This window comes from Azospirillum brasilense (genome assembly GCF_007827815.1).
Taxonomy (GTDB): Bacteria; Pseudomonadota; Alphaproteobacteria; order Azospirillales; family Azospirillaceae; genus Azospirillum; species Azospirillum brasilense_C.
Map to the genome: position 1 here is coordinate 419,132 of NZ_VITH01000001.1, position 24,188 is coordinate 443,319.

Below are 24,188 nucleotides of genomic sequence, written 5' to 3' on the forward strand. Positions count from 1 at the left end.
GGAGGGCCGGGGTGGGGGCCCGTCGCGACCACTCACCCCTTTGGAAACACCGGCGCCCGCTTCTCGAAGAAGGCGGTCACGCCCTCCCCGGCCTCGTCGTGGAACAGCGACTCCACGAAGGCGTCGCGCTCGCGGTCGAGTTGCTCCGCCAGCCCGCCGTAAGCCACCTCCAGCAGCCCCTTGGCGCGGCCCAGCGCGGCGGTCGGGCCGGCAGCCAGCCGCTCCGCCCAGGCGGTCGCCTCGGCCAGCGCGCCGCCGGGGGCGGTCAGCCGATTGATCATGCCGAGCTGCGCCAGACGCGGCGCACCGACCCGCCCGCCCTCGAACAGGATCTCCGCGGCGAGCTGCGGCGGCAGCGCGCGGGCAAGCGACGCCGTGCCGCCGCCGTCGGAGGTCAGCGCGACCTTGATGTAGGACAGGGTGAAAACCGCATCCTCCGCCGCGACGATCAGGTCGCAGGCCAGCGCCAGCGGGAAGCCCGCCCCGCCCGCCGGCCCCTCGACCGCGGCGATCACCGGCTTCGGGCAGGCGCGCAGACTGCGGATCATGGCGTGGAAGCTCTCCACCCCCGCCCGCACTGACTCGCGGTCGCCGCCGCGCGCCTCCTTCAGCCATTTCAGATTGCCGCCGGAGCAGAAGGCCCCCTCGGCGCCGGTCAGCACCACGGCCCCGACGCTCGCGTCCGCCGCCGCCGCGTCGAAGGCGGCGCGGGCCGCCTCCATCAGCGCCGGGCCGATCGAGTTGCGGGTGGCCGGGTCGTTGATGGTCAGGCGCAGGACACGGCCGTCCTGCGCGATGTCCAGGCCAGTCTTCTTATCATTCGTGTCGGTCATCGGGGCGTTCCCTCCGGATTTTCGCTTCCGGGGGAATATTTGAACATTCCCTCGGCGGACGCCAGCAGCGCGCCGTCGTCCTTGCGCCGCACCTCGCCGCGGCAGCCGACGATCTTGCGCCCGCCGCCCAGCAGCGTCCCGCGCGCCACCACCGTGCCCTCCGCCACCGCGCCCAGGAAGCTGGAGGACAGCGACAGCGTGACCACCCGGCGGGAATGGCCGGGCACCGTGCAATGGGTCGCCGCGAATCCCATGACGGTGTCGAGCAGGGTCATCAGCGCGCCGCCGTGCAGGACGCCGCCCCGGTTGCGGTGCTGCGGAGCGATGGTCAGTTCCACCTCCGCCACGCCTTCCTCCCAGCGCACCAGCGTGTAGCCGAGCAGGGTCTGGAAGCCGGAGGCCGGTTCCCCCTTCATCAAGTCGTCCATAAAAGCGCTCTCCAACCCGTCTTCTTGGTTCTGGAGCGCCAGTGTCGCACAGAAGGGCGTGTCAGTGCCGCCGCGCCGCCTTCAAAAAACGCTCACGGTCGCTGGAGCCGACGCGCATGTCGAAGACGTCGCCCTCCCGCTCCATGGTCAGCGGCACGTCGACCCCCGCCGGGCCAAGCTTCCACAGGGCGCGGTAGAAGTCGGCCAGAGAGCCCACCGGCTGCCCGGCGACGGCGCGCACCACGTCGCCGGCCCGCAGCTCCGCCCGCTGCGCCGGCCCGTCGCCGGCCAGCCCGACCAGCACCACCCGCTCCCGCTCGTCCTGCGTGGCGTAGAGGCCGAGCCAGGGGCGCGGCGGGTCGCTGACCCTCCCGCGGGTCATCAGGTCGTCGAGGATCGGCTTCAGCAGGTCGATCGGCACGTTCATGTTCAGCGGCAGGACGCGCTCCTCCTCGGCCCGGTACTGGAGCTGGAGGGAGCCAATGCCCAGCAGTTCGCCCCCCGCCCCCAGCATCGCCGTGCCGCCCCAGTTCGGATGGGCCGGCAGGGTGAACAGGGCGTCGTCGATCATGTACTCCCAATAGCCGGCGAACTCCTGGCGGGCGACCACCCGCGCGGTGATGGACCGCTGACGCCCGCCGGCCCCGGCCACCACCACCGGGTCGCCCAACTGCACATGGCGCGACGAGCCGAGCATCAGCGCCGGCACGCCCAGCGGCGACAGCGCCTGCACCAGCCCGAACCCGCTGGTGTGGTCGTAGGCGACGACGTGAGCCTGCACCGCCCGCCCGTCGTTGGTGGTCAGCCAAATCTCCTCGGCCTCCGCGATCAGATAGCCGATGGTCAGGACCAGCCCGTCCTCGCGGATGACGGCGCCCTGCCCGGCGCGCTCCGTGCCCAGCACGCCGGCGGTGTAGGCGTCTTCGGGAACGCTGGCGCGCAGCCCGACCACGGCCGACAGCGCCCGGTCCAGGTCGTAGGCCAGATCATCCGGATCTGGCTGGAATTGCGGCGGAATCCGCCAGTCGTCGGACGGGTTCATCGGCGGCTCCTTTGCGCAGGGGGCGGTATGATCCGCTCCCCTTTCGGCGTGATTCTCTATGACGTTATTTGGGCTCCATGGCCTTATTTGGGAAGTCGAACGCGCCTGCTAAGCCCGGCGTTCCTACCCCCCTCCTCCGCGCGTGAAACCAGCGAGCCGCAGCGATGTTGTCCGGGATCGCTTCACCATGGCGACCAACCGAGGGAGGACATGATGGGCCTGTTCGATTTCTTCCGCCGCGATCACGGCGAAAAGGTCGGTGCCGCGGACACCCCGACCGCCGACGAGCTGAAATCCCACCTGACGCAGGTCGGCCTGCCGACCAACGGGCTGGACATCCAGGTCGCCGACGACACGGTGACCGTGCGCGGCAGCGCCGCCTCGCAGGAGGAGAAGGAGAAGATCGCGGTGGCGCTCGGCAACGTGAAGGGCGTGTCGCGGGTGGACGACCAGACCGCCGTCATCGCCAAGGACCAGGGTGCGGGCGGCCCGGACCAGCCGACCGTTCCGCCGACCGGGCAGCCGGCCAGCCAGACGCAGTTCCACACGGTGGAGAAGGGCGACACCCTGTCCGCCATCGCCAAGAAGGTCTACGGCGACCCCAACCGCTACAACGCCATCTTCGAGGCGAACAAGCCGATGCTGAAGGATCCGAACAAGATCTATCCCGGTCAGGTCCTGCGCATCCCGCCGCAGTGAGGGCACGCCATTCCGCGGCGGGAGGCTCCCGCCGCGGGATCGGTCCGCAAAGGTGCAGATCGCGCCGGACTCTCCCGTCATTCCGACCGATCTCGAATTGCTCCGCCCAAGCCGCTCCGGCAGGCTCCCCGCCACGAACCGGCAAGGAGGAGCAGGCCATGAAGATCATCGGATACCCGGACGACCTCATTCCGCGGGTGGCGTCGGCCAGCCTGGGGACGTACCGGACCCGGCAGGAATGCGCGGATCTGCTGGCCGGGATGGCCGACGCGGAAAAGGCGTTCGGCTCGATCACGTGGCACAAGGTGATGCTGCTCGCCCTCACCAAGCCGGAGCCGTTGGACGAGGACACCATCCACGTCTACGAGAGCGAGGTGGACAACGCCATCGCCCGCGTGTTCCGCAAGATGAAGATGCTCAACACGCTGGCCGCCGCGGCCTCCAAGGATCTCGGCGCCCTGGCGAAGGCGAATCCGAAGGACGCGGTGGCGAAGAAGGCCCTTGCCGCCACCAAGGCGGTGCCGGGCGTCACAGCCAAGCTGGTGAAGGTCCTTGAGGATGCCATTGACAAGGACCGCAAGGACATCAAAGCCCGTCTGGCCAAGGACGAGGCGGCCCATGAAAAGCAGCGCAAGGCGGCCGAAAAGGCGGCGCAGCAAAACAATGGCGGCCAGTTCGTGAACCCCTTCCAGGGCAAGAGCCTCGCGGACATCCTGAAGAGCAGCAAGCTGACGCTGCTGCTGCACGCCTGCGCCGAGAAGGAACACAACGGCGAGAACATCGAATTCCTGTCGATCACGCGCAAGGGCATCGACCAGCGGGGGGCGCTGAAGCTCTACAACCTGTTCATCGACCCGAACGGAGCGAAGAGCCTGAACATCACGGCCCAGCAACGCAACGATTTCTCCAACGGGATCGGCACGGGCACCTATGTGGCGGCCCTGAAGGACATTCGGGAGCATGTCGAGCTGGTCGTCAGCCGGGACACCCTGAAGCGCGCCCAGGAACTCGGCGAACCCGCCCTGCGCAAGCTCGGTTACAAGTGACCCTCAAACAGCATTGGGCCGCCAGCGGGTCAGGCGCGCCGCCAGCCGGTCGAATCCGGCGTCCAGCACCACCGCCAGGGCGGCGACGATCACGGCGCCCTGGATGACGTAGGCGGGGTTGGAGCCGTTCAGCCCGACGATGATCGGCAGGCCGAGCGTCTTCGCCCCGACCGTGGAGGCGATGGCCGCCGTGCCGAGGTTGACGACCGCCGCCGTCCGCACCCCGGCCAGGATCACCGGGGCGGCCAGCGGCAGTTCCACCCGCCACAGCAGCGCGCCCGGCCCCATGCCCATGCCGCGCGCCGCTTCGCGCACCGGCTCCGGCACCGACTCCAGGCCGGCCACGGTGTTCTCCACGATGGGCAGCAGCCCGTAGAGCGTCAGCGCGATCAGCGCGGGCGCCGGGCCAAAACCGAGGACGGGGACGGAGACGGCCAGCACCGCCACCGGCGGGAAGGTCTGGCCCATCGCCGCCACCGCGTCGAGGATGCCGCGGAACTCCCGGCCGAAGGGCCGGGTCACCGCGATGCCCGCCGCCCCGCCCAACAGCACCGCGATCAGGCTCGCCCCGCCGGCCAGCGCCAGATGGTCCAGCGTCAGGGCCAGGAAGCCGTCCGCCTCGTACAGCGGCCGGTCGAGCGCCGGGAAGGCGGCGGCGAACAGCGGCTTCAGCGCCGGCATCCCCAGCACCAGCGCCGCCAGGACGAGCAGCCCCAGCGCCAGCCGGTCGGTCAGCAGGCTCCGCAGGCGTCTCACGACCGGTCCGGCCCGCGCAGCAGGTCCGCGAGGTGCAGCGCGCCCATCGGGCGCCCCTGCCCGTCCGCCACGGGAAGCCGGTCGGTGCCGCGCGCCACCATCGCCGCCAGCGCCTGACGCAACGACGCCCCCGCCGCCAGGGGATCGCCCGGCGCCGTTTCGCCGGGGCGCGTCCGCTCCGCCACCGTTTCCACGGCCAGCCGCTTCAGCCCCCACTCCTCGCGCCCCACCAGATCGCGCACCCGGTCGTCGGCGGGATCGGTCAGGATGTCGAGCGGCGTGCCGCTCTGCACCAGCCGCCCGCGGTCCAGGATGGCGATCCGGCTGGCCAGGGCCAGCGCCTCGTCCATATCGTGGGTGACGAAGACGATGGTGGTCCCGGTCGCCGTGTGGATCGCCGCCATCTCCGCCTGCAGGGCGCCGCGGGTGATCGGGTCGAGCGCGCTGAACGGCTCGTCCATCAGCAGGATGTGCGGCTCCGCCGCCAGCGCGCGGGCGACGCCGACGCGCTGCTGCTGCCCGCCGGACAGTTCGTGCGGGTAGGCGCCGCGGTAGCGTTCCGGGTCGAGATTCAGCAGGGTCAGCAGCTCCGTCACCCGGTCGCGCACCCGCGCCCTGGGCCAGCCGAGCAGGTCCGGCACGGCGGCGATGTTGCGCTCCACCGTCCAATGCGGAAAAAGCCCGACGCTCTGGATCACGTAGCCCATGCGGCGGCGCAGCGTCTCCGGCTTCAGGCGGGCGATGTCCTCGCCCTCCACCCGGATCGTCCCGGCGTCCGGCGCGATCAGCCGGTTCATCATCCGCAGAACCGTGGATTTGCCGGAGCCGGATGGCCCGATCAGCACGCGGAACTCCCCGGCCGCCACGGTCAGCGACAGGTTATCGACGGCGGTCCAGGCGCCGAACCGCTTGGTCACCCCCTCGAAGGAGATCACGCCGCCGTCCTCCCCAGTCGCGACAGCGCCAGCGCCGAGGCCAGCTTCAGCGCCGCGTCGGCGGCTACGGCCAGCAGGATCACCGGCACCGCCCCCAGCAGCACGAGGTCCAGCGCGTTGGCGAACAGCCCCTGGAACATGATGGCTCCCAATCCGCCGGCGCCGATCAGCGCCGCCACGGCGGCCAGCCCGACCGCCTGGACGAGCGTGATGCGCAGCCCGGCCAGGAACACCGGCAGGGCCAGCGGCGCCTCGACCCGCCAGAAGATCTGGCGCGGCGTCATGCCGATGCCGCGCGCCGCCTCCCGCACCGGCTCCGGCACGCCGGCCAGCCCGGCGGCGGTGTTGCGCGCGATGGGCAGCAGAGAATAGAGCGTCAGCGCGATCACCGCCGGCACAGGCCCCACCCCGCCGATGCCCAGCCCCGGAAAGGCGGCGGCCAGCGCCGACAGCGGGGCCAGCAGCAGCCCGAACAGGGCGATGGACGGGATCGTCTGCACCACGTTCAGCACCGGAAAGACCAGCCGCCCCACGGCGGCGGAGCGCTGCGCCGCGATGCCCAGCGGCACGCCGATCAGCAAGGTCGGCGGCAGGGCCGCCGCGACCAAGGCGGCGTGGCGCAGCACGGCCCCGGCGAAGACGTCCCGCTGGTTGGCGTATTCCCTCATGATCGAGAGCTGGTCGAGATGCCCGGCGGCGAACTGCCCGCCGATCAGCGCCGCCGCCAGGACGCCCACGGCGACCCGCCCGGCGGGACCCAGCCCCAGCCGCCGCACCCCGTCCAAAACAGCGAGCAGAGCCGCCGCCTCCATCACCCAGAAGCCCGCCCCGAACGAGGTCCGCGCCGCCGGGCTGGCCACCGCAGCGAGCAAGGCGGCGTGCTGCCCAGCCAGCCAGACCAGCCCCGCCGCCGCCAGCACTCCCGCTCCAACATACAGGGCATTCACGGCCCGGCCCGGGCGCAGGAACGGCACGGCCAGCAGCAGGGCGACCGGCAGCAGCGCCGCCCCGCTCCACCCGGCGCCCGGCACCGCACCCAACGCGATGGCCTTTCCCGACAGCAGCCGGTTGGGCGCGAAACCAAGGAACGGCAGAGCCAGCGCCGCCGCCACGGTCATGGCGGCGAGCAGCAGGGCGACGCGGTTGTGGATCGGACGGAGGCGGGTCATCCCGTCGGTTCAGGCCGTCAGTTCAGGAAGCCTTTCGACTTCAAATACGTCGTGGAGACCGCCCGCGGGTCCTGCCCCTCCACCGAAATCTTGGCGTTCAGCCCGCGCAGGGTCTCGGTGTCCAGCGACTTGAAGACCGGGTCCAGCAGGTCGCGGATCTTCGGATGGGCGTCCAGCACGCCGTCGCGGATGGTCGGGGCCGGGGCATAGACCATCTGCGCGCTCTTGGTGTCCTTCATGACCACGAGGTCCAGCGCGGCGATGGCGCCATCCGTGCCGTAGACCATGGCGGTGTTGACCCCGGATGTGCCCTCCGCCGCCGCGCGGATGGTCGCCGCGGTGTCACCACCGGCCAGCACCAGGATCTGGTCGGGCTTCAGCGTGAAGCCGTAGGATTTCTGAAAGGAGGGCAGCGCCGCCGGGCTTTCCACGAACTCCGCCGAGGCGGCGAGCTTCGCCGTGCCGCCGCCACCGACCCAGCGGGAGAAATCCTCCATGGTGGCAAGATTGTTGGGCGCCGCCACGTCGCGACGCAGCGCGATGGCCCAGGTGTTGTTCGCCGGGGCCGGGGTCAGCCAGACGATGTTGTTCTTGTCGCGGTCGAGCTGCTTCACCGTCTCATAGCCGGCGGCAGCGTTCTTCCAGGCCGGATCGCTGTCGATGTTGAAGAAGAAGGCGCCGTTGCCGGTGTATTCCGGATAGACGTCGATCTCCCCGGCCAGCAGGGCGCTGCGCACGATCCGGGTGGGACCGAGCTGGATCTTGTTCTCCACCGGGATGCCGTTGGCCTCCAGCACCTGGAGGATCATCGTGCCGAGCAGGCCGCTTTCGGCGTCCAGCTTCGATCCGACACGGACCTTGTCCGCCGCCGCGGCGCTCCCCGCCGTCAACAGCGCTCCCAGCGCCAGGGCGGCCACCGCCCGAACCACACGCCGCATCCCCCGCATCCTCCCAACCATCGTCCAATTTGTCCGCCCGCCAGCATGGGGAACCCGGGCCGCCGCGGCAACCCACCCTTTCCGCCTGTGCGGTCCGGCCGGTCCCGTGGCCGGAAGAGGGTTACGCCGTGACGTGGTCTTCCGCGTCGCGGGCCGCACGCGTCCGGGCGCCGTCCACCCAGCCGCCCAGTTCGCGCTCGACGAGGTCGGCCAGGAAGATGACATGGTCGGGATGGTCGTTCAGGCAAGGAATGTAGGTGAAGCGCTCGCCGCCCGCCGCCATGAAGGCGTCCTTCACCTGGAACTGGATCTCCTCCAGCGTCTCCACGCAATCGGCGGAGAAGCCCGGCGCGATCACCGCGATCTTGGTCTTGCCGGCGCGGGCCAGTTCCTCGACCGTCTTGTCGGTGTAGGGCTTCAGCCACTCGGCCTTGCCGAAGCGCGACTGGAAGCTGTACTGCACGCGCCCCGGCTCCCAACCCAGCCGCTCGGCCAGCAGGCGCGCGGTCTTCACGCAGAAGCAGTGGTAGGGATCGCCGCGGTCGAGATAGACCTTCGGCAGGCCGTGGAAGCTCGCCAGCAGGACGTCCGGCGTGTGGTCCAGCGCCGCGATGTGCCGCACCACCGAGCGGGCCAGCGCCTCGATGTAGCCCGGCTCGTCGTGGTAGGCGGGGACGGTGCGCACCGCCGGCTGCCAGCGCATGGTCATCAGCTGGCGGAAAGCCTGATCGTTGGCCGTGGCCGTCGTCGTCGCCGAATATTGCGGGTAGAGCGGGAACAGCAGGATGCGATCGCAGCCCTGGTCCTTCAACCGCTGGATCGCCGGACCCACCGCCGGCTGGCCGTAGCGCATGGCCCAATCCACGACGACCGAGTCGCCGTGCCGCGCCGCCAACGCCGCCGCGACGCCCTCCGCCTGGGCGCGGGTGACGGTCTTCAGCGGGCTTTCGTTGCGCTCCTCGTTCCAGATGCTTTTGTAGGCATGGCCGCTCTTGCCCGGACGCACGGTCAGGATGATGCCGTTCAGCACCGGCCACCACACCGCCTTCGGCACCTCGATCACGCGGGGGTCCGACAGGAACTCCTTCAGATAGCGGCGCATCGACCAGTAGTCGGTCGCCTCCGGCGTTCCGAGATTCATCAGAAGCACACCGACGCGGCGCGCGGGAACCGGCGGATGGTCGGCGGGCTTGGAAATGGGCTGCATGATGTCGGTCACCTCGATGTCGCGGCGGGCAGCATAATAGCGAGCCGAACCCATCGGAAGCAGCCCTTTGTCCCTATGCGGTCGATAGGGCCGGGCTATCCTCCGGCCGTTCGGACAGGCTCTTACGTCGCGCCCTCCGGCCGATCCGCGAAAACGGATTTCAGATCGACCGCGCCGTCCGACCGCGCGTCGAGGTCGAGCTGCCGCTCCACCTCGTCGAGATGCTCCATCATCAGCCGCATCGCCGCGCCGGGCCGGCCGGACTCCAGCGCCTCGACGAAGCGCCGGTGCTCGGTGGCGGAGCAGGAGTGCGAGGACCGCCGCTCGAACGCCGCGATGGCGAGGCTGGAGCGGTCGATCAGGTCGGCCAGGATTCCGGCCAGGGTGGCGTTTCCGGCGAAGTCGGCGAGCAGCTGGTGGAACTGTCCGGACAGGCGGATCAGCGCCATGCGGTCGCCGGCCCGGTCGGCCTCCTCCTCCCGCGCCAGATGGGCGCGCAGCTTCGCCGCCATCTCGTCCGGCAGGGGGCGTGGGCTGCACTCCAGCGCCTCCACCACGGCGCGCTCGATCACGCGGCGGGCCTCGAACACCTCGCGCGCCTCCCGCGCGGTGGGTTTGGCGACGAAGGCGCCGCGGTTGGGGATCAGCGTCACCACGCGCCGCTGCGCCAGCAGGAGCAGCACTTTGCGCACCCGTTCCCGGCTGACGCCGAACACCTCGGCCAGGCTCTCCTCCGCCAGCTTGGTGCCGGGCGGCAGACGGCGGTCGGCGATGGCCTCGCCGATGCTGCGGACGATGCGGGCCTCCGCCCCCTCCCCCCGCCCGCGAACGGCGCGGCGGGGGGCGCTCAGGACAGTCTTCATGATGGCACGGGCGCTGTTCAATTCGTTGCCGCGGATTGTGCACAAACCGGACCAGCGAACAAACGCAACGGCCGCGCCCTGCCCATGCATCGGGCACAGCTCACCCATGCACAATTTCGCGCCACAGCGCTGAAATCCTGACCAGTCGCCGATTTCTGCCGCCGGAAAACCACGGAAATCTGCCATTCACACGCTGGCATGGAACTTGCGGACATATTCGACAGCCGCAGCGGGACCTGCGGATTGTGCACAAAATCGGAGAGGGCCATGACCGCCAGATCGACCGCAGCCGGATCGCCCGCCACCGGATCAACCGTCGAACTGGTGAAGCTGCGCAAGTTCTACGGCTCCACCGTCGCGGTGGACGGCATCGACCTGCGCATCGCCGCCGGGGCCTATTGCTGCCTGCTCGGCCCGAGCGGCTGCGGCAAGACCTCCACGCTGCGCATGATCGCCGGGCATGAGGACATTTCCGACGGCGACCTGCTGATCGGCGACACGGTGGTGAACGGGGAGCCGCCGGCCCGCCGCGGCACCGCCATGATGTTCCAGAGCTACGCCCTGTTCCCGCATTTGGACTGCACCGACAACGTCGCCTTCAGCTTGAAGATGAAAGGGGTCGCGAAGGAGGAGCGGCGCCGCCGCGCGCGGGAGATGCTGGACCTCGTCCACATGTCCCAGTACGCGGACCGGCTGCCCGCCCAGCTCTCCGGCGGCCAGCAGCAGCGCGTGGCTCTGGCCCGCGCGCTGATCACCCGGCCGGGCGTGCTCCTGCTCGACGAGCCGCTGTCGGCGCTCGATCCCTTCCTGCGCATCCGCATGCGGGAAGAGCTGAAGCGTCTGCACACGGAACTCGGCATCACCTTCGTCCACGTCACCCACAGCCAGACTGAGGCGATGGCGCTGGCCGACCTCGTGGTGGTGATGAACCAGGGCCGTATCGAGCAGGCCGGCCCGCCGCGCGAGGTCTTCAACCAGCCGCGCACCGCCTTCGTTGCCCGCTTCATCGGCGGCCACAACGTGGTGGAGGACGCCGCCGGCCGCCGGGCCGTGCGGGCCGACCGCATCCTGCTCGGCCAGCCGGCCAGTGCCGATCACGGCACCGACCACCAACTCGAAGGCACCGTCCGCGCGCTGGAGTATCACGGCGCGTCGGTCCACCTGACGCTCGACGTACCGGGTGCCGAGGACTTCGCCGTGGTGCTGGACGAATCCCGTTTCTACGACGCCCCGCTTGCCATCGGCGACCGCGTGACCGCGGCCTGGAAGGCGCGCGACGTCCACCCCCTGGTCGCCTGATTTCCCGATCCAATCCCCAGTTCCAATCCTCAAAGAACCGACCATACTGGAGGCACAGAGCATGACCGAGACGCGCACCGGCTCGCCCCTTTCCGCCGGAACCACCACGGGCGGGACCACCACGGGCGTCAGCCGCCGCACGCTGCTGAAGGGCACCGCCGCCGCCGCGGGTGTCGCCATCGGGTCGGGGGCGATCACCGGCTTCCCCACCATCTGGGCGCAGAACATCAAGAACGTCACGCTGCGCCAGTTCGGCACCGGCGTGTCGAACCTGAACGCCGTCGCCGACAAGGTGAAGGAGGATCTCGGCTTCACGCTGCAGATGACCGCGCTCGACAGCGACGCGGTGGCCCAGCGCGCGGTGACCCAGCCGAAGTCCTACGACATCGCCGACATCGAATACTGGATCTGCAAGAAGGTCTTCCCGGCCGGCGTGATGCAGCCGATGGACGTTTCCAAGATCAAGAACTTCGACAAGATCGTCCCGATCTTCGTCAACGGCAAGCTGACGCCGGAGAGCGCCGTCGCCCAGGGCACCGCCCCGCACACCGTCGGCTTCGTGGAGGGCAAGGACAGCATCAAGTTCGCCAAGTCGGCCACCCAGTGGATGACGCTGATCCCGACCATCTACAACGCCGACACGCTGGGCATCCGCCCCGATCTGGTCGGCCGCCCGATCAGCAGCTGGAAGGACCTGCTCGACCCGGCCTTCAAGGGCAAGGCGTCGATCCTGAACATCCCCTCCATCGGCATCATGGACGCCGCCATGGTCTGCGAGGCCATGGGCGAGGTGAAGTACGGCGACAAGGGCAACATGACCAAGGAGGAGATCGACAAGACCCTCAAGATCATGACCGACGCCAAGAAGGCTGGCCAGTTCCGCGCCTTCTGGAAGACCTTCGACGAGAGCGTCAACCTGATGTCGTCGGGCGAGGTCATCATCCAGTCCATGTGGTCGCCGGCCGTGGCCGCCGTGCGCGCCAAGGGCATCCAGTGCGTCTACCAGCCGCTGAAGGAAGGCTACCGCGCCTGGGGCGGCGGCCTCGGCATCGCCAAGCATCTGAGCGGGCTGGAGCTGGAGGCGGCCTACGAGTACATCAACTGGTACCTGTCGGGCTGGGTCGGCGCCTATCTGAACCGCCAGGGCTATTACTCCGCCGTGCTCGACACCGCGAAGGAGCACATGTCGCCGGACGAGTGGGCCTTCTGGATGGAGGGCCAGCCGGCCAAGACCGACATCCTCAGCCCCGAGGGCAAGGTGATGGAGAAGGCCGGCGCGGTGCGCGACGGCGGGTCGTTCCAGGACCGGATGGGCCGGGTCGCCTGCTGGAACGCGGTGATGGACGAGGACCGCTACATGGTCCGCAAGTGGAACGAGTTCGTCGCGGCGTAACAACCGGACTTGCGATGCCCCCTCCCTTCCCGCGGCGCTGCCGCGGGCCCCTTCCCTCCCCCGCTTCGCGGGAGAGGGGGTTCATCCCCTCCCTCGCCGAAGGCGGGGGAGGGCAAGGGAGGGGGCAGCGCAAACTTCTATCACCCCCCACGGCAACGGACCCCTGCGCCATGACCGTCTCCGCCGTCCCATCCGAAGCGTCCAGCGCGTCCGCGGCTCCGCGGGGCGGCGAGGTGCGCCGTTCCGTGCTGCGCCGGGTCGCTCCTTATCTGCAGGCCGGGCCGCTTGCGCTGACGCTGCTGGTCTTCCTGCTGATCCCCATCCTGACCATCGTCGCGGTCAGCTTCTGGGACTACGACAGCATCCGCATCTACCCGGATTTCGTGCTGACCAACTACGAGGAGCTGCTGACCTCTCCGGTCACCTGGAAGACCTACCTGAACACGGTGAAGTTCGCGGCGCTGACCTGGGTCATCACATTGCTGATTGGCTTCACGGTGGCCTATTTCCTGGCCTTCCACGTCCAGTCCACGACCTGGCAGATGGTGCTGTTCCTAGTCTGCACGATCCCCTTCTGGACCTCCAACATCATCCGCATGATTTCGTGGATTCCCTTCCTCGGGCGCAACGGGCTGCTGAATTCCGGGCTGATCTCCGCCGGGCTGATCGACCAGCCGCTGGAGTTCCTCCTGTTCTCGGACTTCGCGGTGGTGCTGGCCTTCGTGCACCTCTACGCGCTGTTCATGGTGGTGCCGATCTTCAATTCGATGATGCGCATCGACCGCGCCCTGGTCGAGGCGGCGCGCGACGGCGGCGCCAGCGCGGCGCAGGTGGTGTGGAACGTCATCCTGCCGCTGGCCAAGCCGGGCATCGCCATCGGCTCGATCTTCGTGGTCACGCTGGTGATGGGCGACTTCATCACCGTGCGCCTGATGAGCGGCGGGCAGAGCGCCTCCATCGGGCTGATGATCGCCAACGAGATTTCGCTGCTCCAATACCCCGCCGCCGCCGCGAACGCGGTCGTTCTGCTGGCCGTCGTCCTCATCATGGTCGTGGCGATGCTGCGCATCGTCGACATCCGGAAGGAGCTGTAAGCGATGACCGGCACCCGGCGCGGCCTGTCCTTCTACCTGCTCGCCGCCTTCTTCGGGCTGTTCGTCCTGTTCCTCTACGGGCCGATCGCCACCATCACCATCCTGTCCTTCCAGGGGCCGGAGGGCGGGCTGACCTTCCCGATGAACGGCGTCTCCATCCACTGGTTCAAGAACCTGTTCGAGCAACAGGCGGTCGGCGATTTCGGCGGCTCCTTCCGCCGCTCCATCGCGCTGGGGCTGACGGTGATGGTGCTGACGGTGCTGTTCTCGCTGCTCGCCGGCTTCGCCTTCCGCCGCCGCTTCCTGGGCAGCGGGGCGCTGTTCTATCTGGCGGTGGCGAGCCTGATCGTGCCGTCGATCCTGGTCAGCCTGGGCATCGGCCTGCTCTTCAACATCCTGGGCATCGAGCCGACCTGGTACGGCTCGGCGCTCGGCGCGCATCTGACCTGGACGCTGCCCTTCGGCCTGCTGATCGTCTTCGCCATCTTCAACCGCTTCAACCCGGCCTACGAGGAGGCGGCGCGCGACCTCGGCGCCACGCCCTGGCAGACGGTGCGCCATGTGGTGCTGCCGATCCTGCTGCCCAGCCTGATCGGCGTCGGGCTGTTCGGCTTCACCCTGTCCTACGACGAGTTCGCGCGCACGCTGATGACCGCGGGGTCCTTCAACACCCTGCCGCTGGAGATCTACGGCATGACCACCAACGTCACGACGCCGGTGCTCTACGCGCTGGGCACGCTGACGACGCTGTTCTCCTTCACCGTCATCGGCCTGTTCCTCGCCGGGGTGATGATCCTGCGCCGCCACCGGCTGCGGCGGACCGGCGCCGCCGGTTGACGGGAAAGGAACCAGCCATGCGCATCCTGGTCGTCAACCCGAACACCACCGCCTCGATGACCGCGAAGGCCGGGGACGCCGCCCGCACCGTCGCGGCGCCGGGAACGGAGATCGTCGCCGCCAACCCGGCCATGGGACCGGCCAGCATCGAGGGCTACTACGACGAGGCGCTCGCCGTCCCCGGCCTGCTGGAGGTGATCGCCGCCCACGGGCGCGCGGCACCCGGCATCGACGGCGTAGTGATCGCCTGCTTCGACGACGTCGGGCTGGACGCCGCGCGCTGCCTGTCCGCCGTCCCGGTGGTCGGCATCTGCGAGGCGGCGATGAAGACCGCCACCCTGCTCGGCGGGCGGTTCAGCGTGGTCACCACCATGCCGCGCTCCGTCCCGGCGCTGGAGCATCTGGCCGAACGCTACGGCGTGGCCGGGCGCTGCCGGGTGCGCGCCGCCGGCGTGCCGGTGCTGGCGCTGGAGGACCCGGCGTCGGGCGCCGTGGAGCGGGTGCGCGACACCATCCGCCACGCCATCGCGGAGGACGGGGCGGAGAGCGTCGTTCTGGGCTGCGCCGGCATGGCCGATCTGGCGCGCGCCCTGACCGCCGAAATGGGCGTACCGGTGGTGGACGGCGTCACCGCCGCGGTGAAGCTGGTGGAGGGGCTGGCCGCGCTGGGCTTGCGCACCGGCAAGACCGGCGGTTACGCTTTCCCCCTGCCCAAACCCTACGCCGGGGACATGGCGCGCTTCGCCCCCGCCCCGCAACCGTGACCCGGAGGGACGCCATGGAAGGCTACCGCGTACGCGTGATGAGCCGGGCCGAGCTGGATCTCGCCGTCGACTGGGCGCGGGCGGAGGGCTGGAACCCCGGGCTACACGACGCCGGGGCCTTCCACGCCGTGGACCCCGAAGGCTTTCTGATCGGGGAGCTGGACGGCGAGCCGGCGGCCTGCATCTCCGTCGTCCGCTATCCCGACAACTTCGGCTTCCTCGGCTTCTACATCGTGCGGCCCGAAATGCGCGGGCGCGGCCTCGGCTGGGACCTCTGGCGGGCCGGGCTGAAGCATCTGGAGGGCTGCACCGTCGGGCTGGACGGGGTGGTGGCGCAGCAGGACAATTACCGCAAGTCCGGCTTCGCGCTGGCCCACCGCAACATCCGCTACGGCGGCGCGCCGCCCGCCGGAACCTCCTCCGCCGCGGCGCTGGTGGACGCGCGGACGGTGCCCTTCGACCGGCTGCTGGACTGGGACCGCGCGCTGTTCCCGGCGCCGCGCGCCGGCTTCCTGTCCAACTGGATCACACTGCCCGGCGCCACCGCGCTGGCCGCCGTGGTGGGCGGCGAGTTGCACGGCTTCGGGGTGATCCGCCCCTGCCACAGCGGCAGCAAGATCGGCCCGCTCTACGCCGCCGACCGCGGCACGGCGCGCGATCTCGCTCTTGCGCTCGCCGCCACGGCGGGCGACGGCCCGATTTTCCTCGACGTTCCGGAGGTCAACCGCGACGCCGTGCTGCTGGCGGAGGAGCTGGGCCTGACCCCGCAGTTCGAAACCGCCCGCATGTATCTGGGCCCCGCCCCAACCATCGACACCGCGCGCCTGTTCGGCGTGACGACCTTCGAGCTGGGCTGAAGACGGGCAAGCGTTACCGTAACAGTCGGTTACCAAACAGGGGACCGCCGGACACACGCCGGCAACAGGGCGCGCGCAGCATCGGGGCATCGGGATCACGATCCCGGCCTGACGAGAAAAGGGACACCCCCATGTCGCGCACCCTGATCGCCGCCATGACCACCGCCTTGACCGCCGCCACCATGCTGGTCGGCCTGGGCACCCAGGACGCCTCCGCCGCCGGTTGGGGACCGGATCATCGCGAACCGCCGCGGATCGAACGGGACCACCGCGGCCCCAATGCGCATCGCCCGGAAGCCCATCGCCCGCCGCCGCCAGTCCACCACACGGCCCGGCATTGGAGGCCCGGCGACCGGCTGCCCGCCGCCTACGCGTCGCGGCGCCACGTCATCGACACGCCCGCCGCTTATCACCTGCACCGTCCGCCGCGCGGCCATCACTGGGTCCGCGCCGGGTCGGACGCCATTCTGGTGGCGTCCCGCTCGGGAATCATGGTCCGGATCGTTCCCGGCCTGTTCCGCTGAGAACCCGCCCTTCCTTCATGGACGAGGTCCGGTCCGGCGGTCTACTCTCCTCCGAGTTGCACCGCCCTTCCCCACGATGCCCGATCCCATGATGGACGCTCCATGACGGTCAGCCATACCCCCTCGCCTTCCCTCACCGATGCCCTGACCCTGCACAACGATGGCCGCGGCGACGAGGCGGAGCAGGCGTACCGCCAGATCCTGAAGCGCGAGCTGCGGAATCCCGACGCTTGGCATCTACTGGGCGTTCTGCTGTCCGAGCGGGGCGATCACGACGCGGGCATTGCCAGCATCCGCACCGCCCTGTCCATCCGGGACGCCTTGGAATACCACCTGAATCTCGGCTCCGCCCTGCTCGACGCCGGCCGCACGGACGAGGCGCTGGTCACCCTGATGGCGGCGCTGCGCCTCGGCCCGGAGCGGGCGGACATCCATTTCCGGCTGGGCAACCTGTTCCGCCGGCAGCGCCGGCCCAACGAAGCCGTCGCCGCCTACCGTCAGGCCATCGCGCTCCAGCCCGGTTTCGTGGAGGCGTTGAACAACCTCGGCTCCCTGTTCCTGGAGGTCGGGCAGACCGACGCCGCCGTCGCCGCCTTCACCGACGCCATCCAGGCGGCGCCGGCCAACGCCGAATCCCACGGCAACCTCGGCTACGCGCTGGACCTGCAGGACCGGCTGGGCGAGGCGGCGGCGGCCCACCGCGTCGCCCTGACCTTCCGGCCCGATTTCGCCCTGTCCTGGTCCAACCTCGGCAACGTCTTGAAAGGACAGGGGCATCTGGAGCAGGCCATGGCGGCCTACCGCTCGGCGTTGACGCACCGTCCGGATTTCCCGATGGCGCACAGCAACGTGCTGATGGCCCAGCATTACCTGCCGGAGTGCGGAAACGCCGACTTCCTCGCCGCCGCCCGCGGCTGGGCCGAACGAAACGGCGGCGGCGTCGCGGCGACCACTCCGGCGGCGCGCGACGACAGCCCCCGCCCGCTGCGCATCGGCTACGTCTCCAGCGACTTCAACAGCCATCCGGTCGGCTATTTCCTGGAAAGCGTCCTGCGGGCGCACGACCGCAAGGCGGTCACCGCCTTCGGCTACGCCAACAACGGCCGCACCGACGACGTGACGGAGAGCCTTCGCGCCGCCGCCGACGGATGGCGCCCGATCGTCGGCCTGGACGACGCGGCGGTGGCCGACCTGATCCGGCGGGACGGCATCGACATCCTCGTCGATCTCTCCGGCCATACGGGGAACAACCGCCTCACACTGTTCGCCCGGCGGCCCGCGCCCGTCCAGGCAAGCTGGCTCGGCTATTTCGGGACGACCGGCCTGCCGGCCATGGACTGGATCATCGCCGACCGCCATGTCCTGCCGCCGGGCGAGGAGCGCTTCTTCACCGAGAAGGTCTGGCGCCTGCCCGACAGCTATCTGTGCTTCACCCCGCCGGCGGAGGATGTGCCGGTCGGGCCGCTCCCGGCGCTCGGCGGCGGGCCGGTCACGCTCGGCGCCTTCCACAACCGGGCCAAGATCACCCGGCCGACCGTCGCGCTGTGGGCGCAGGTCCTGACCGCGCTGCCGCAGGCCCGCCTGCTGCTGAAGTCGCGGGAGTTCGGCGATTACAGCGTGCGGCAGGCGTTGCGCGACCAGTTCGCCGCCCACGGCATCGCGCCGAACCGCCTGCGCATGGAGGGCAAGACGCCACGGGCCGATTATTTCCGCAGCCACAACGGCATCGACCTCGCGCTGTCCCCCACCCCCTTCGGCGGCGGCACGACGACGGCCGAAAGCCTGTGGATGGGCGTGCCGGTGGTGACCCTGCGCGGCGACCGCTGGGCGGGGCGGATCGGGGTCAGCTTCCTGGAAACGCTCGGCCTCGCCGACCGGTTGGTGGCGGATGGCCCGGCGGACTACGTCGCCAAGACCGCCGCCCTGATCGGCGACCTGGACTCCCTGGCCACCTTGCGCGCCGGGTTGCGGGAGCGCGTGCGCCGCTCGCCGCTGTGCGACGCGCCGGCCTTCGCCCGGTCGCTGGAGGAGGCCTATCGGTCGATGTGGCGCGAACCGTAAGGGGGCCGTGGGCGTGCCAAAGGAAGTCCTTCCGATACGCCCTGGCACAACGGCGCGGACCATGCGTTGAAAGGACCGACGACGCAGCGGAAGCGAGGCCGAGACGCCGATGATGAAGGATCCCAAACAGATCGCGCGGGTTGCCCTGCAATCGGCCCGCGTCAATGTCGAGGTCTACGAGGCCTGCGGCCTGATCGACGCGCCCTCGGCGCACGGTCTGCGCTACAAGATCGCCGTGCAGGCCAGCGACGTGAACGGCGACGAGTGCCGCTTTCCCTCCTGCGCCTGCCCCTGGCCGGACTGCTCCCGCCAAGCGGAGGCGGAAGCGCAAGGCGATCAGCCCAGCGGGCCGACCGTCTCCACGTAACGCTCCATGGCGGCCACGCCCTCTTCGGTCAGTTCGATGAAGACGCGGCGGCCGTCCTTGTCGTCGGCGATGCGCCGGACCAGCCCGCGGTCGTGCAGGTCGGTGATGCGGCGCAACGCCGTCGTCTGGGCAACGCCGGAGGCGATGCACAGCGACGACACGGAAATCCGCCGCCCCTGGAGATGATTGATCATCAGGTCCAGCAGCATGTCCCAGCAGGGGTCCTCGAACAGGCCCTTGGGGAAGAACTTCTCGCGAGCGGCGCGCTTGCGCCGGATCGCCGTCAGGATGCCCAGGCTGTCCGGCACACCCGTTTCGGTCGCGTCGTCGCACAGCGACGGCACCCCGGCGGACGCCGCCACGGCCACGGCCGGCCCCATCGCTGCGACGGCTTGGCGTTGGACGGCGACGAAGGGCATCACGCGGGCCGCCGCGGCCTCTCCACGCAGGGCGCGCACCGTCTCGACCAGCGCCAGACCGTGGCGGTAGGCCTGCTCCAGCGCGTCGTCGCGGCTGTCCATGGCCACCGGCGAAAGATCCGGAGCCGAAGACGCGATCCCCTCCCCGCCATCGAGGACGCGGGCCAGCGCGCGTTCGATCTGCGCTTCGTCCTCCGGGTCGGTCACCACGTCGGCGGCCTCGAGCCGCAGGGCGCGCACCACGTCGTCCGCCTCGGGGTTGCGGGCGAAGAGGATGCAGGCGAGGCCGCGGTGGGTGCGGTGCAGCCGCTCCATCAGCGCCAGCCCGTCGAACCAGGGCGACCCGCCATCCACGAAGACGACGCCGACGCTGCGGTCGACGTCGAGCAGGCCGAGCGCCGAGATCACGTCGCGCGTGTCCTGCACCCGGTGGCCGAGCCGCAGCGCGCAGTCGCGAATGCCCGCGATGGCCGCGCTGTCGTTGCCGATGATCAGAATGGAAGGCGCCGCCGAGTACGCCGGTGCCGAGCAACCCGCCGCCGTTTGGCCGGCTGCCGTTTGACCGGCGGCCATGTGACCCGTCAGCGCGAGACGCTCCGCCGAACGCGAAACCAGGGACCGTTGCATGCCGCTCTCACCCGCATCAGATCGCGCGCCGGTTGGCCGGCGGCGGTGTCAGGCCCGGCGCGGCGACCCGATGCGGCGGAACGCTCCGCCACTTCCAGTTACCCCGCTTGGAACCGTCAATCATTCGTTGGGTGATGTATAGCATTACCCCGTTCGAACGCGTATCAACGGCCGTTGATACTTTTCGATCGGAGTAACATGCGGTTTATTATTGCATATTAATCATTATCGTCAAGATTCGTCGGATTCCAATGCATAACCAACCCCGCGAACGGTAACGATCGGCGAGGCGGCGCCGTCGTCCAGCCGCATCTTGCGGCGCAGGCGGGTGATGAGCGTGTCCACCGTATGCTCGCTGATGGAGCGCGGGTCGCGGTTGCTGATGACGTCCAGCAGATACTCACGGCTGACCGGGTTGGGCCGCATGGCCGCCAGCGCCGCCAGGATGTTGAACTCGCCGGTGGTCAGGGCGAGGTAGGAACCGTCGGGACGGAACAGCGCCCGGCGCACCAGATCCAGGCGCCATCCCCGGAAGGCCAGCGGCGCGTCGGGCGACGGCCCCGCCGCCCCCTCCCCGGATGCGGCCGGAACGGCAGACGCCCCGGAGCGGCGCAGCAGGTTGCGGATGCGGATCAGCAATTCCAGCAGATCGACCGGCTTGGTCACGTAATCGCCGCCATGGGACAGGCCGGCGATGCGGTCGGTCGGGCTGTCGCGCCCGGTCACGAAGATCAGCGGAACGGTTTCCCCCAGCCGCAGCCGCTCGGCCAGGGCCAGCCCGTCGCAATCCGGCAGGTTGATGTCCAGCAGCACGAGGTCCGGCCGGTCCCGCGCGACGCGCTCGGTCATCTCGGCGCCGTTCGCCGCCCGCAACACCCGCAACCCCTGGCTTTCCAGATAGGTGGCGATCAGATCCTGCGTTTCGGGAGAATCCTCGACCACCAGCACGGTCCGCCCGATCAGTTCCGATCCGACGCTCATGCCGCCCTGCCTGCCGCTGCCGCTGCCGCTGCCGCTGCCGCTGCCGCTGCCGCTGCCGCTGCCGCTGCCGCTGCCGGTCCTATCCCGTCAAACCCCGTCGCAACAACCGCTGTCGCAACCATCCTTGTCGCCGTCATGTCAGCCCCGCCTCCCCCTTTTCGATGGCGCGCAGGGCGGCATGAAGCCGATCCCGAAGCGCCGCCGCGTCCCCGTGCATGGAAGCGGCCCCCCCGCCTCCGCTTTCGACGGCTTGCGCCGTCCGCTCCAGCGCCCGCGCCGCGGCGCTCACCTCCGGAAAGCCATAGGTGCCGCCGCTGCCCTTCATGCGGTGGGCCGCGTCGACGACACGCCGGGGCGGCGAGTCCGCGTCATCGAGCACCGCCAGCACGTCCCGGCAGGCCTGGGCGAAGCGCTCCATCAGCCGGGCACGGTCGGCGCTCGACAGCCCGCCGGAGACGGGTGCCCCGGAAAGCAGCCCACCCTGGAGCGCGGCGGACGGAGCGGGCGCGCAGGAGCCGGACGGCGCGTGGCGGGCGAGCGCGTCCTGAAGCGCATCGGGGTCCACCGGCTTCGCCACCACCTCGTCCACGCCGGCGTCCAGATAGTCCGCCCGATCCTCCGGAGAGCTGTTGGCCGTCACCGCGATCACCGGCACCAGCGCCCGCTCGGCGTCCGGCAACGCGCGGATGCGCCGCGTCACCTCCACCCCGTCGATTCCCGGCAGCCGCATGTCGAGCAGCACAACGTCCATGGCGCGGCCGGCCAGCACGGCCAGGGCCTCCTCGCCGCTGTCCACATAGACGGCGCGGTGGCCGCCGGGCGCCAGATACTCGCGCAGGATCGCCTGGTTCTCCGGCGCGTCCTCGACCACCAGGATGTCCAGACTCCCCGGCGCCGGCATGGGCGCGGCCCGGCCCGGCGACGGATCGGCGACCGGAAGCGGGCGGGTCGGCAGCGAGACGGTGAAGAGGGAGCCGCCGCAGGCCCGGCCCTCCAGGCAGACGTCGCCCCCCATCAGGCGGACGAGCCCGTTCACGATGGCGAGGCCCAGCCCGGCACCGTCGCGGCGGTTGCCCTCGAACCGGGTCCCCTCCAGACGATGGAAGGGTTCGAAGATGATCGCCTGCGCCGCCCGCGGCACGCCGGGGCCGCTGTCCGCCACGGTCAGGCACAGAACGACCGTCCCGCTCGTCGCATCCGCCGACGCCGGCTTCGCGCTCAGGGTCACCTCGACCCCGCCGCGTTCGGTGAATTTCACGGCGTTGCTCAGCAGATTCAGGACGATCTGGCGCAGGCGCAATGGATCGATCCAAAAACGCGCCGCCCCCAGCCCGCTGACCGTCAGGGAGAGGTCGAGGCCCTTCTCCTCGGCGCCCGCGCGCATCAGCGCCACCGCGTCCTCGACCAGGGCGACCACGTCGGTGGGCTGGGGGTGCAACTCCATCCGGCCCGCCTCCAGCCGCGACAGGTCGAGGATGGTGTCGAGCATGGAGACGAGGTGCCGCCCCGCCTCGTCGGCGACGCGCAGCCGCTCGTCGAGCTGGCCGGTCGGGCCTTCGCGGCGGATCACCCGCACCATGCCCAGAACGGCGTTCAGCGGCGTCCGCACCTCGTGGCTGAGGTTGGCGAGGAAGCGTTCCAGGGTCGCGGACTTGTCCGACAGGGCGCGGGTGCGCTCGGCGATCTGACGCTCCAGCCCCTCGTTGAGCGCGGCCAGCTCCTGCGACAGCCGGCGCTCGTTGAGGAAGGCCGTCTCCACCCGCCGGCCCAGCACCAGCGCGTGGCTGAACAGGAACAGCAGCGCGCCGTAGGGCACGAGATCGACGCTCTCGAAGAAATGCGCGTACATCAGCGCGTCGTGCACCACCGACCCCAGGAAGGCCAGCGCCCCCGCCCCCAGAAGAAGCGCGCCGGGACGGCGGCGCAGGGCGGCCACCGTGAGGCGCCACGCGAAATACAGGGCCGACAGCACCAGCAGCAGGCTCGCCACATCGCGAAACTGCGTGAACTGCGCCGGTTCGGTCACCAGAACCAGGAACATGCCGGGCACCGCGACCGCCATCATGACGCGCCCGACCCCGCGGTGCAGGCATCCGGGAAACAGCTCGCGCAGCAGGTGGAAGTAGATCGGGTAGAACATGTAGATCGGCAGATATTCCAGCCGGTAGGCCCACACCTCCGACACGCCGGGGAAGAAGACGCGCAGCAGTTCGCTGGTGCAGATCAGCCGCATGGCGCAGGCCGCCAGCAGCATCACCAGGAACAGCGGGGCTGCCGACAGGCGGCGGCGCAGGAAGGCGCCGATGAACAGCGCCATCAGGGACAGCGACATCAGTGCCCCGGCGTTGGTCATCAGCTGCCGCTGCCACAGCCGCGACAGCCCGCCGTTGGCGTCGAGATAGATCGTGCGCCCGATCCCGCCCTCGAAATGGAAGTGGTTGGAGACCTCCACCGCCAGTTCGATCACCCGCTGGCCACCGTGCAGCGTGACGAAGCGGGAGACGGAGGAGGACTGCTCCTGCGCGGCGGCCAGGGCCGGAACCCCCGCCGCGGCGACCGAGCGGCCGTCCACCCACACCCGCATGGCCGAATTGACCGGCGGCATCTTCAGCGTCAGCGGCGGCATGCCCGGCGGCAGCAAAATCTTCAGGCGGAAGGTGGCGGCGCCGAACCCGCCCATCTCCTGCCCGTCCGGGCGCTCGGCGCCGTTCCAGATCGCCGGCAGGGTAAACGGCGTCCAGATTCGCCCGTCCGGCTCCGGCAAGGGATTCAGGGTTTCCTCGCCGGCCAGACGATCCCAGGACACCAACCAGTCGCCGTCCAGCGACACCGGCCCGTCGAGGTCGGCGTACCAGCCGCGCAGGTCGAGCACGCCGCGCTCCGCCTGCGGCAGGACGGTGGCCAGGGCTGAAACGGTGCCCGGAGCGGTGCAAAGAAGAGCGAGAAGCAGAACCGCGCCCAGCCGTCGGGCGGCAGAAGCAAGAATGGCGGTTACGGACGGCAGCATGACGGCAGGCGGCAGAGGCACCGGGGCACAGTTCCTTCGACA

23 protein-coding genes are annotated in these 24,188 nt (G+C 70.1%); 11 read left to right on the plus strand and 12 right to left on the minus strand.

Features of this window, described 5'->3' with window-relative positions; genetic code table 11:
- Positions 1–32 precede the first annotated feature (32 nt).
- The 3 genes from FBZ83_RS01995 to FBZ83_RS02005 form a co-directional block, all read right to left on the minus strand.
- The gene (locus FBZ83_RS01995; RefSeq protein WP_145680831.1) at positions 33–833 is read right to left on the minus strand and encodes an oxepin-CoA hydrolase, alternative type; all 801 of its coding nucleotides are present in this window, start codon (positions 831–833) and stop codon (positions 33–35) included.
- The gene (locus FBZ83_RS02000; RefSeq protein WP_145680832.1) at positions 830–1,261 is read right to left on the minus strand and encodes a PaaI family thioesterase; all 432 of its coding nucleotides are present in this window, start codon (positions 1,259–1,261) and stop codon (positions 830–832) included. The genes FBZ83_RS01995 and FBZ83_RS02000 overlap by 4 nt, the downstream gene beginning before the upstream one ends.
- A 61-nt stretch (positions 1,262–1,322) precedes the next feature.
- Positions 1,323–2,303 (minus strand): S1C family serine protease, encoded by a 981-nt coding sequence (locus FBZ83_RS02005; protein WP_145680833.1) that lies wholly within the window; start codon positions 2,301–2,303, stop codon positions 1,323–1,325.
- A gap of 213 nt (positions 2,304–2,516) precedes the next feature.
- Here FBZ83_RS02005 and lysM point away from each other — a divergent pair, with 213 nt between their 5' ends.
- Positions 2,517–3,002, plus strand: coding sequence for a peptidoglycan-binding protein LysM (lysM, locus tag FBZ83_RS02010; RefSeq protein ID WP_145672947.1), 486 nt, complete (start codon positions 2,517–2,519; stop codon positions 3,000–3,002).
- Positions 3,003–3,160: 158 nt separating this feature from the next.
- Entirely contained in the window at positions 3,161–4,048 is an 888-nt protein-coding gene (locus FBZ83_RS02015; RefSeq protein ID WP_137116075.1) for a hypothetical protein, read from the plus strand.
- Between the two features lie 3 nt (positions 4,049–4,051).
- Here the strand turns inward: FBZ83_RS02015 and FBZ83_RS02020 are convergent, their stop codons facing one another.
- From FBZ83_RS02020 to FBZ83_RS02045, 6 genes are all read right to left on the minus strand, one after another.
- Entirely contained in the window at positions 4,052–4,804 is a 753-nt protein-coding gene (locus tag FBZ83_RS02020) for an ABC transporter permease (protein ID WP_282186882.1), read from the minus strand.
- The gene (locus FBZ83_RS02025; protein WP_145680834.1) at positions 4,801–5,739 is read right to left on the minus strand and encodes an ABC transporter ATP-binding protein; all 939 of its coding nucleotides are present in this window, start codon (positions 5,737–5,739) and stop codon (positions 4,801–4,803) included. The genes FBZ83_RS02020 and FBZ83_RS02025 overlap by 4 nt, the downstream gene beginning before the upstream one ends.
- Positions 5,736–6,908: an ABC transporter permease gene (locus FBZ83_RS02030; protein WP_145680835.1), complete on the minus strand. Its 1,173-nt coding sequence runs from the start codon at positions 6,906–6,908 to the stop codon at positions 5,736–5,738. Before FBZ83_RS02030 ends, FBZ83_RS02025 begins: the two co-directional genes overlap by 4 nt.
- A gap of 17 nt (positions 6,909–6,925) precedes the next feature.
- Positions 6,926–7,846, minus strand: coding sequence for a glycine betaine ABC transporter substrate-binding protein OsmF (osmF, locus tag FBZ83_RS02035; protein ID WP_145680836.1), 921 nt, complete (start codon positions 7,844–7,846; stop codon positions 6,926–6,928).
- Between the two features lie 121 nt (positions 7,847–7,967).
- Positions 7,968–9,107: a ferrochelatase gene (hemH, locus tag FBZ83_RS02040; protein WP_145680837.1), complete on the minus strand. Its 1,140-nt coding sequence runs from the start codon at positions 9,105–9,107 to the stop codon at positions 7,968–7,970.
- Positions 9,108–9,175: 68 nt separating this feature from the next.
- Positions 9,176–9,916, minus strand: coding sequence for a GntR family transcriptional regulator (locus tag FBZ83_RS02045; protein ID WP_247888095.1), 741 nt, complete (start codon positions 9,914–9,916; stop codon positions 9,176–9,178).
- A gap of 267 nt (positions 9,917–10,183) precedes the next feature.
- Between FBZ83_RS02045 and FBZ83_RS02050 the strand changes: the two genes are divergently transcribed.
- The 9 genes from FBZ83_RS02050 (at position 10,184) to FBZ83_RS02090 (ending at position 19,112) form a co-directional block, all read left to right on the plus strand.
- On the plus strand, positions 10,184–11,215 hold the full coding sequence (locus FBZ83_RS02050) for an ABC transporter ATP-binding protein (RefSeq protein WP_145680838.1): 1,032 nt from the start codon (positions 10,184–10,186) through the stop codon (positions 11,213–11,215).
- A gap of 61 nt (positions 11,216–11,276) precedes the next feature.
- Complete coding sequence (locus tag FBZ83_RS02055) at positions 11,277–12,608, plus strand: ABC transporter substrate-binding protein (RefSeq protein ID WP_145680839.1); 1,332 nt, start codon at positions 11,277–11,279, stop codon at positions 12,606–12,608.
- A 170-nt stretch (positions 12,609–12,778) separates the two neighbouring features.
- Entirely contained in the window at positions 12,779–13,702 is a 924-nt protein-coding gene (locus FBZ83_RS02060) for an ABC transporter permease (RefSeq protein WP_145680840.1), read from the plus strand.
- 3 nt (positions 13,703–13,705) lie between these two features.
- Positions 13,706–14,539: an ABC transporter permease gene (locus FBZ83_RS02065; RefSeq protein WP_145680841.1), complete on the plus strand. Its 834-nt coding sequence runs from the start codon at positions 13,706–13,708 to the stop codon at positions 14,537–14,539.
- A gap of 17 nt (positions 14,540–14,556) precedes the next feature.
- Positions 14,557–15,303, plus strand: a complete 747-nt coding sequence (locus tag FBZ83_RS02070) for an aspartate/glutamate racemase family protein (RefSeq protein WP_145680842.1) — start codon at positions 14,557–14,559, stop codon at positions 15,301–15,303.
- A gap of 14 nt (positions 15,304–15,317) precedes the next feature.
- Positions 15,318–16,160 (plus strand): GNAT family N-acetyltransferase, encoded by an 843-nt coding sequence (locus tag FBZ83_RS02075; protein ID WP_145680843.1) that lies wholly within the window; start codon positions 15,318–15,320, stop codon positions 16,158–16,160.
- 131 nt (positions 16,161–16,291) lie between these two features.
- Positions 16,292–16,684 (plus strand): RcnB family protein, encoded by a 393-nt coding sequence (locus FBZ83_RS02080; protein WP_145680844.1) that lies wholly within the window; start codon positions 16,292–16,294, stop codon positions 16,682–16,684.
- A 102-nt stretch (positions 16,685–16,786) separates the two neighbouring features.
- The gene (locus FBZ83_RS02085; protein ID WP_145680845.1) at positions 16,787–18,745 is read left to right on the plus strand and encodes a tetratricopeptide repeat protein; all 1,959 of its coding nucleotides are present in this window, start codon (positions 16,787–16,789) and stop codon (positions 18,743–18,745) included.
- A gap of 112 nt (positions 18,746–18,857) precedes the next feature.
- On the plus strand, positions 18,858–19,112 hold the full coding sequence (locus tag FBZ83_RS02090; protein WP_247888096.1) for a hypothetical protein: 255 nt from the start codon (positions 18,858–18,860) through the stop codon (positions 19,110–19,112).
- Here FBZ83_RS02090 and FBZ83_RS02095 read toward each other — a convergent pair.
- From FBZ83_RS02095 to FBZ83_RS02105, 3 genes are all read right to left on the minus strand, one after another.
- Positions 19,082–20,158: a response regulator gene (locus FBZ83_RS02095; protein ID WP_145680847.1), complete on the minus strand. Its 1,077-nt coding sequence runs from the start codon at positions 20,156–20,158 to the stop codon at positions 19,082–19,084. The genes FBZ83_RS02090 and FBZ83_RS02095 overlap by 31 nt on opposite strands.
- 231 nt (positions 20,159–20,389) lie before the next feature.
- Complete coding sequence (locus FBZ83_RS02100; RefSeq protein WP_145680848.1) at positions 20,390–21,139, minus strand: response regulator transcription factor; 750 nt, start codon at positions 21,137–21,139, stop codon at positions 20,390–20,392.
- Between the two features lie 133 nt (positions 21,140–21,272).
- Positions 21,273–24,167: a response regulator gene (locus FBZ83_RS02105; RefSeq protein ID WP_145680849.1), complete on the minus strand. Its 2,895-nt coding sequence runs from the start codon at positions 24,165–24,167 to the stop codon at positions 21,273–21,275.
- Positions 24,168–24,188: the final 21 nt, after the last annotated feature.

Bases quoted from the DNA above. Each gene is read 5' to 3' on its own strand.
- FBZ83_RS01995 (WP_145680831.1), bottom strand. From the start codon at position 833: ATGACCGACACGAATGATAAGAAGACTGGCCTGGACATCGCGCAGGAC.
- FBZ83_RS02000 (WP_145680832.1), bottom strand. From the start codon at position 1,261: ATGGACGACTTGATGAAGGGGGAACCGGCCTCCGGCTTCCAGACCCTG.
- FBZ83_RS02005 (WP_145680833.1), bottom strand. From the start codon at position 2,303: ATGAACCCGTCCGACGACTGGCGGATTCCGCCGCAATTCCAGCCAGAT.
- lysM (WP_145672947.1), top strand. From the start codon at position 2,517: ATGGGCCTGTTCGATTTCTTCCGCCGCGATCACGGCGAAAAGGTCGGT.
- FBZ83_RS02015 (WP_137116075.1), top strand. From the start codon at position 3,161: ATGAAGATCATCGGATACCCGGACGACCTCATTCCGCGGGTGGCGTCG.
- FBZ83_RS02030 (WP_145680835.1), bottom strand. From the start codon at position 6,908: ATGACCCGCCTCCGTCCGATCCACAACCGCGTCGCCCTGCTGCTCGCC.
- osmF (WP_145680836.1), bottom strand. From the start codon at position 7,846: ATGCGGCGTGTGGTTCGGGCGGTGGCCGCCCTGGCGCTGGGAGCGCTG.
- hemH (WP_145680837.1), bottom strand. From the start codon at position 9,107: ATGGGTTCGGCTCGCTATTATGCTGCCCGCCGCGACATCGAGGTGACC.
- FBZ83_RS02045 (WP_247888095.1), bottom strand. From the start codon at position 9,916: ATGAAGACTGTCCTGAGCGCCCCCCGCCGCGCCGTTCGCGGGCGGGGG.
- FBZ83_RS02050 (WP_145680838.1), top strand. From the start codon at position 10,184: ATGACCGCCAGATCGACCGCAGCCGGATCGCCCGCCACCGGATCAACC.
- FBZ83_RS02055 (WP_145680839.1), top strand. From the start codon at position 11,277: ATGACCGAGACGCGCACCGGCTCGCCCCTTTCCGCCGGAACCACCACG.
- FBZ83_RS02060 (WP_145680840.1), top strand. From the start codon at position 12,779: ATGACCGTCTCCGCCGTCCCATCCGAAGCGTCCAGCGCGTCCGCGGCT.
- FBZ83_RS02065 (WP_145680841.1), top strand. From the start codon at position 13,706: ATGACCGGCACCCGGCGCGGCCTGTCCTTCTACCTGCTCGCCGCCTTC.
- FBZ83_RS02070 (WP_145680842.1), top strand. From the start codon at position 14,557: ATGCGCATCCTGGTCGTCAACCCGAACACCACCGCCTCGATGACCGCG.
- FBZ83_RS02075 (WP_145680843.1), top strand. From the start codon at position 15,318: ATGGAAGGCTACCGCGTACGCGTGATGAGCCGGGCCGAGCTGGATCTC.
- FBZ83_RS02080 (WP_145680844.1), top strand. From the start codon at position 16,292: ATGTCGCGCACCCTGATCGCCGCCATGACCACCGCCTTGACCGCCGCC.
- FBZ83_RS02085 (WP_145680845.1), top strand. From the start codon at position 16,787: ATGACGGTCAGCCATACCCCCTCGCCTTCCCTCACCGATGCCCTGACC.
- FBZ83_RS02090 (WP_247888096.1), top strand. From the start codon at position 18,858: ATGAAGGATCCCAAACAGATCGCGCGGGTTGCCCTGCAATCGGCCCGC.
- FBZ83_RS02095 (WP_145680847.1), bottom strand. From the start codon at position 20,158: ATGCAACGGTCCCTGGTTTCGCGTTCGGCGGAGCGTCTCGCGCTGACG.
- FBZ83_RS02100 (WP_145680848.1), bottom strand. From the start codon at position 21,139: ATGAGCGTCGGATCGGAACTGATCGGGCGGACCGTGCTGGTGGTCGAG.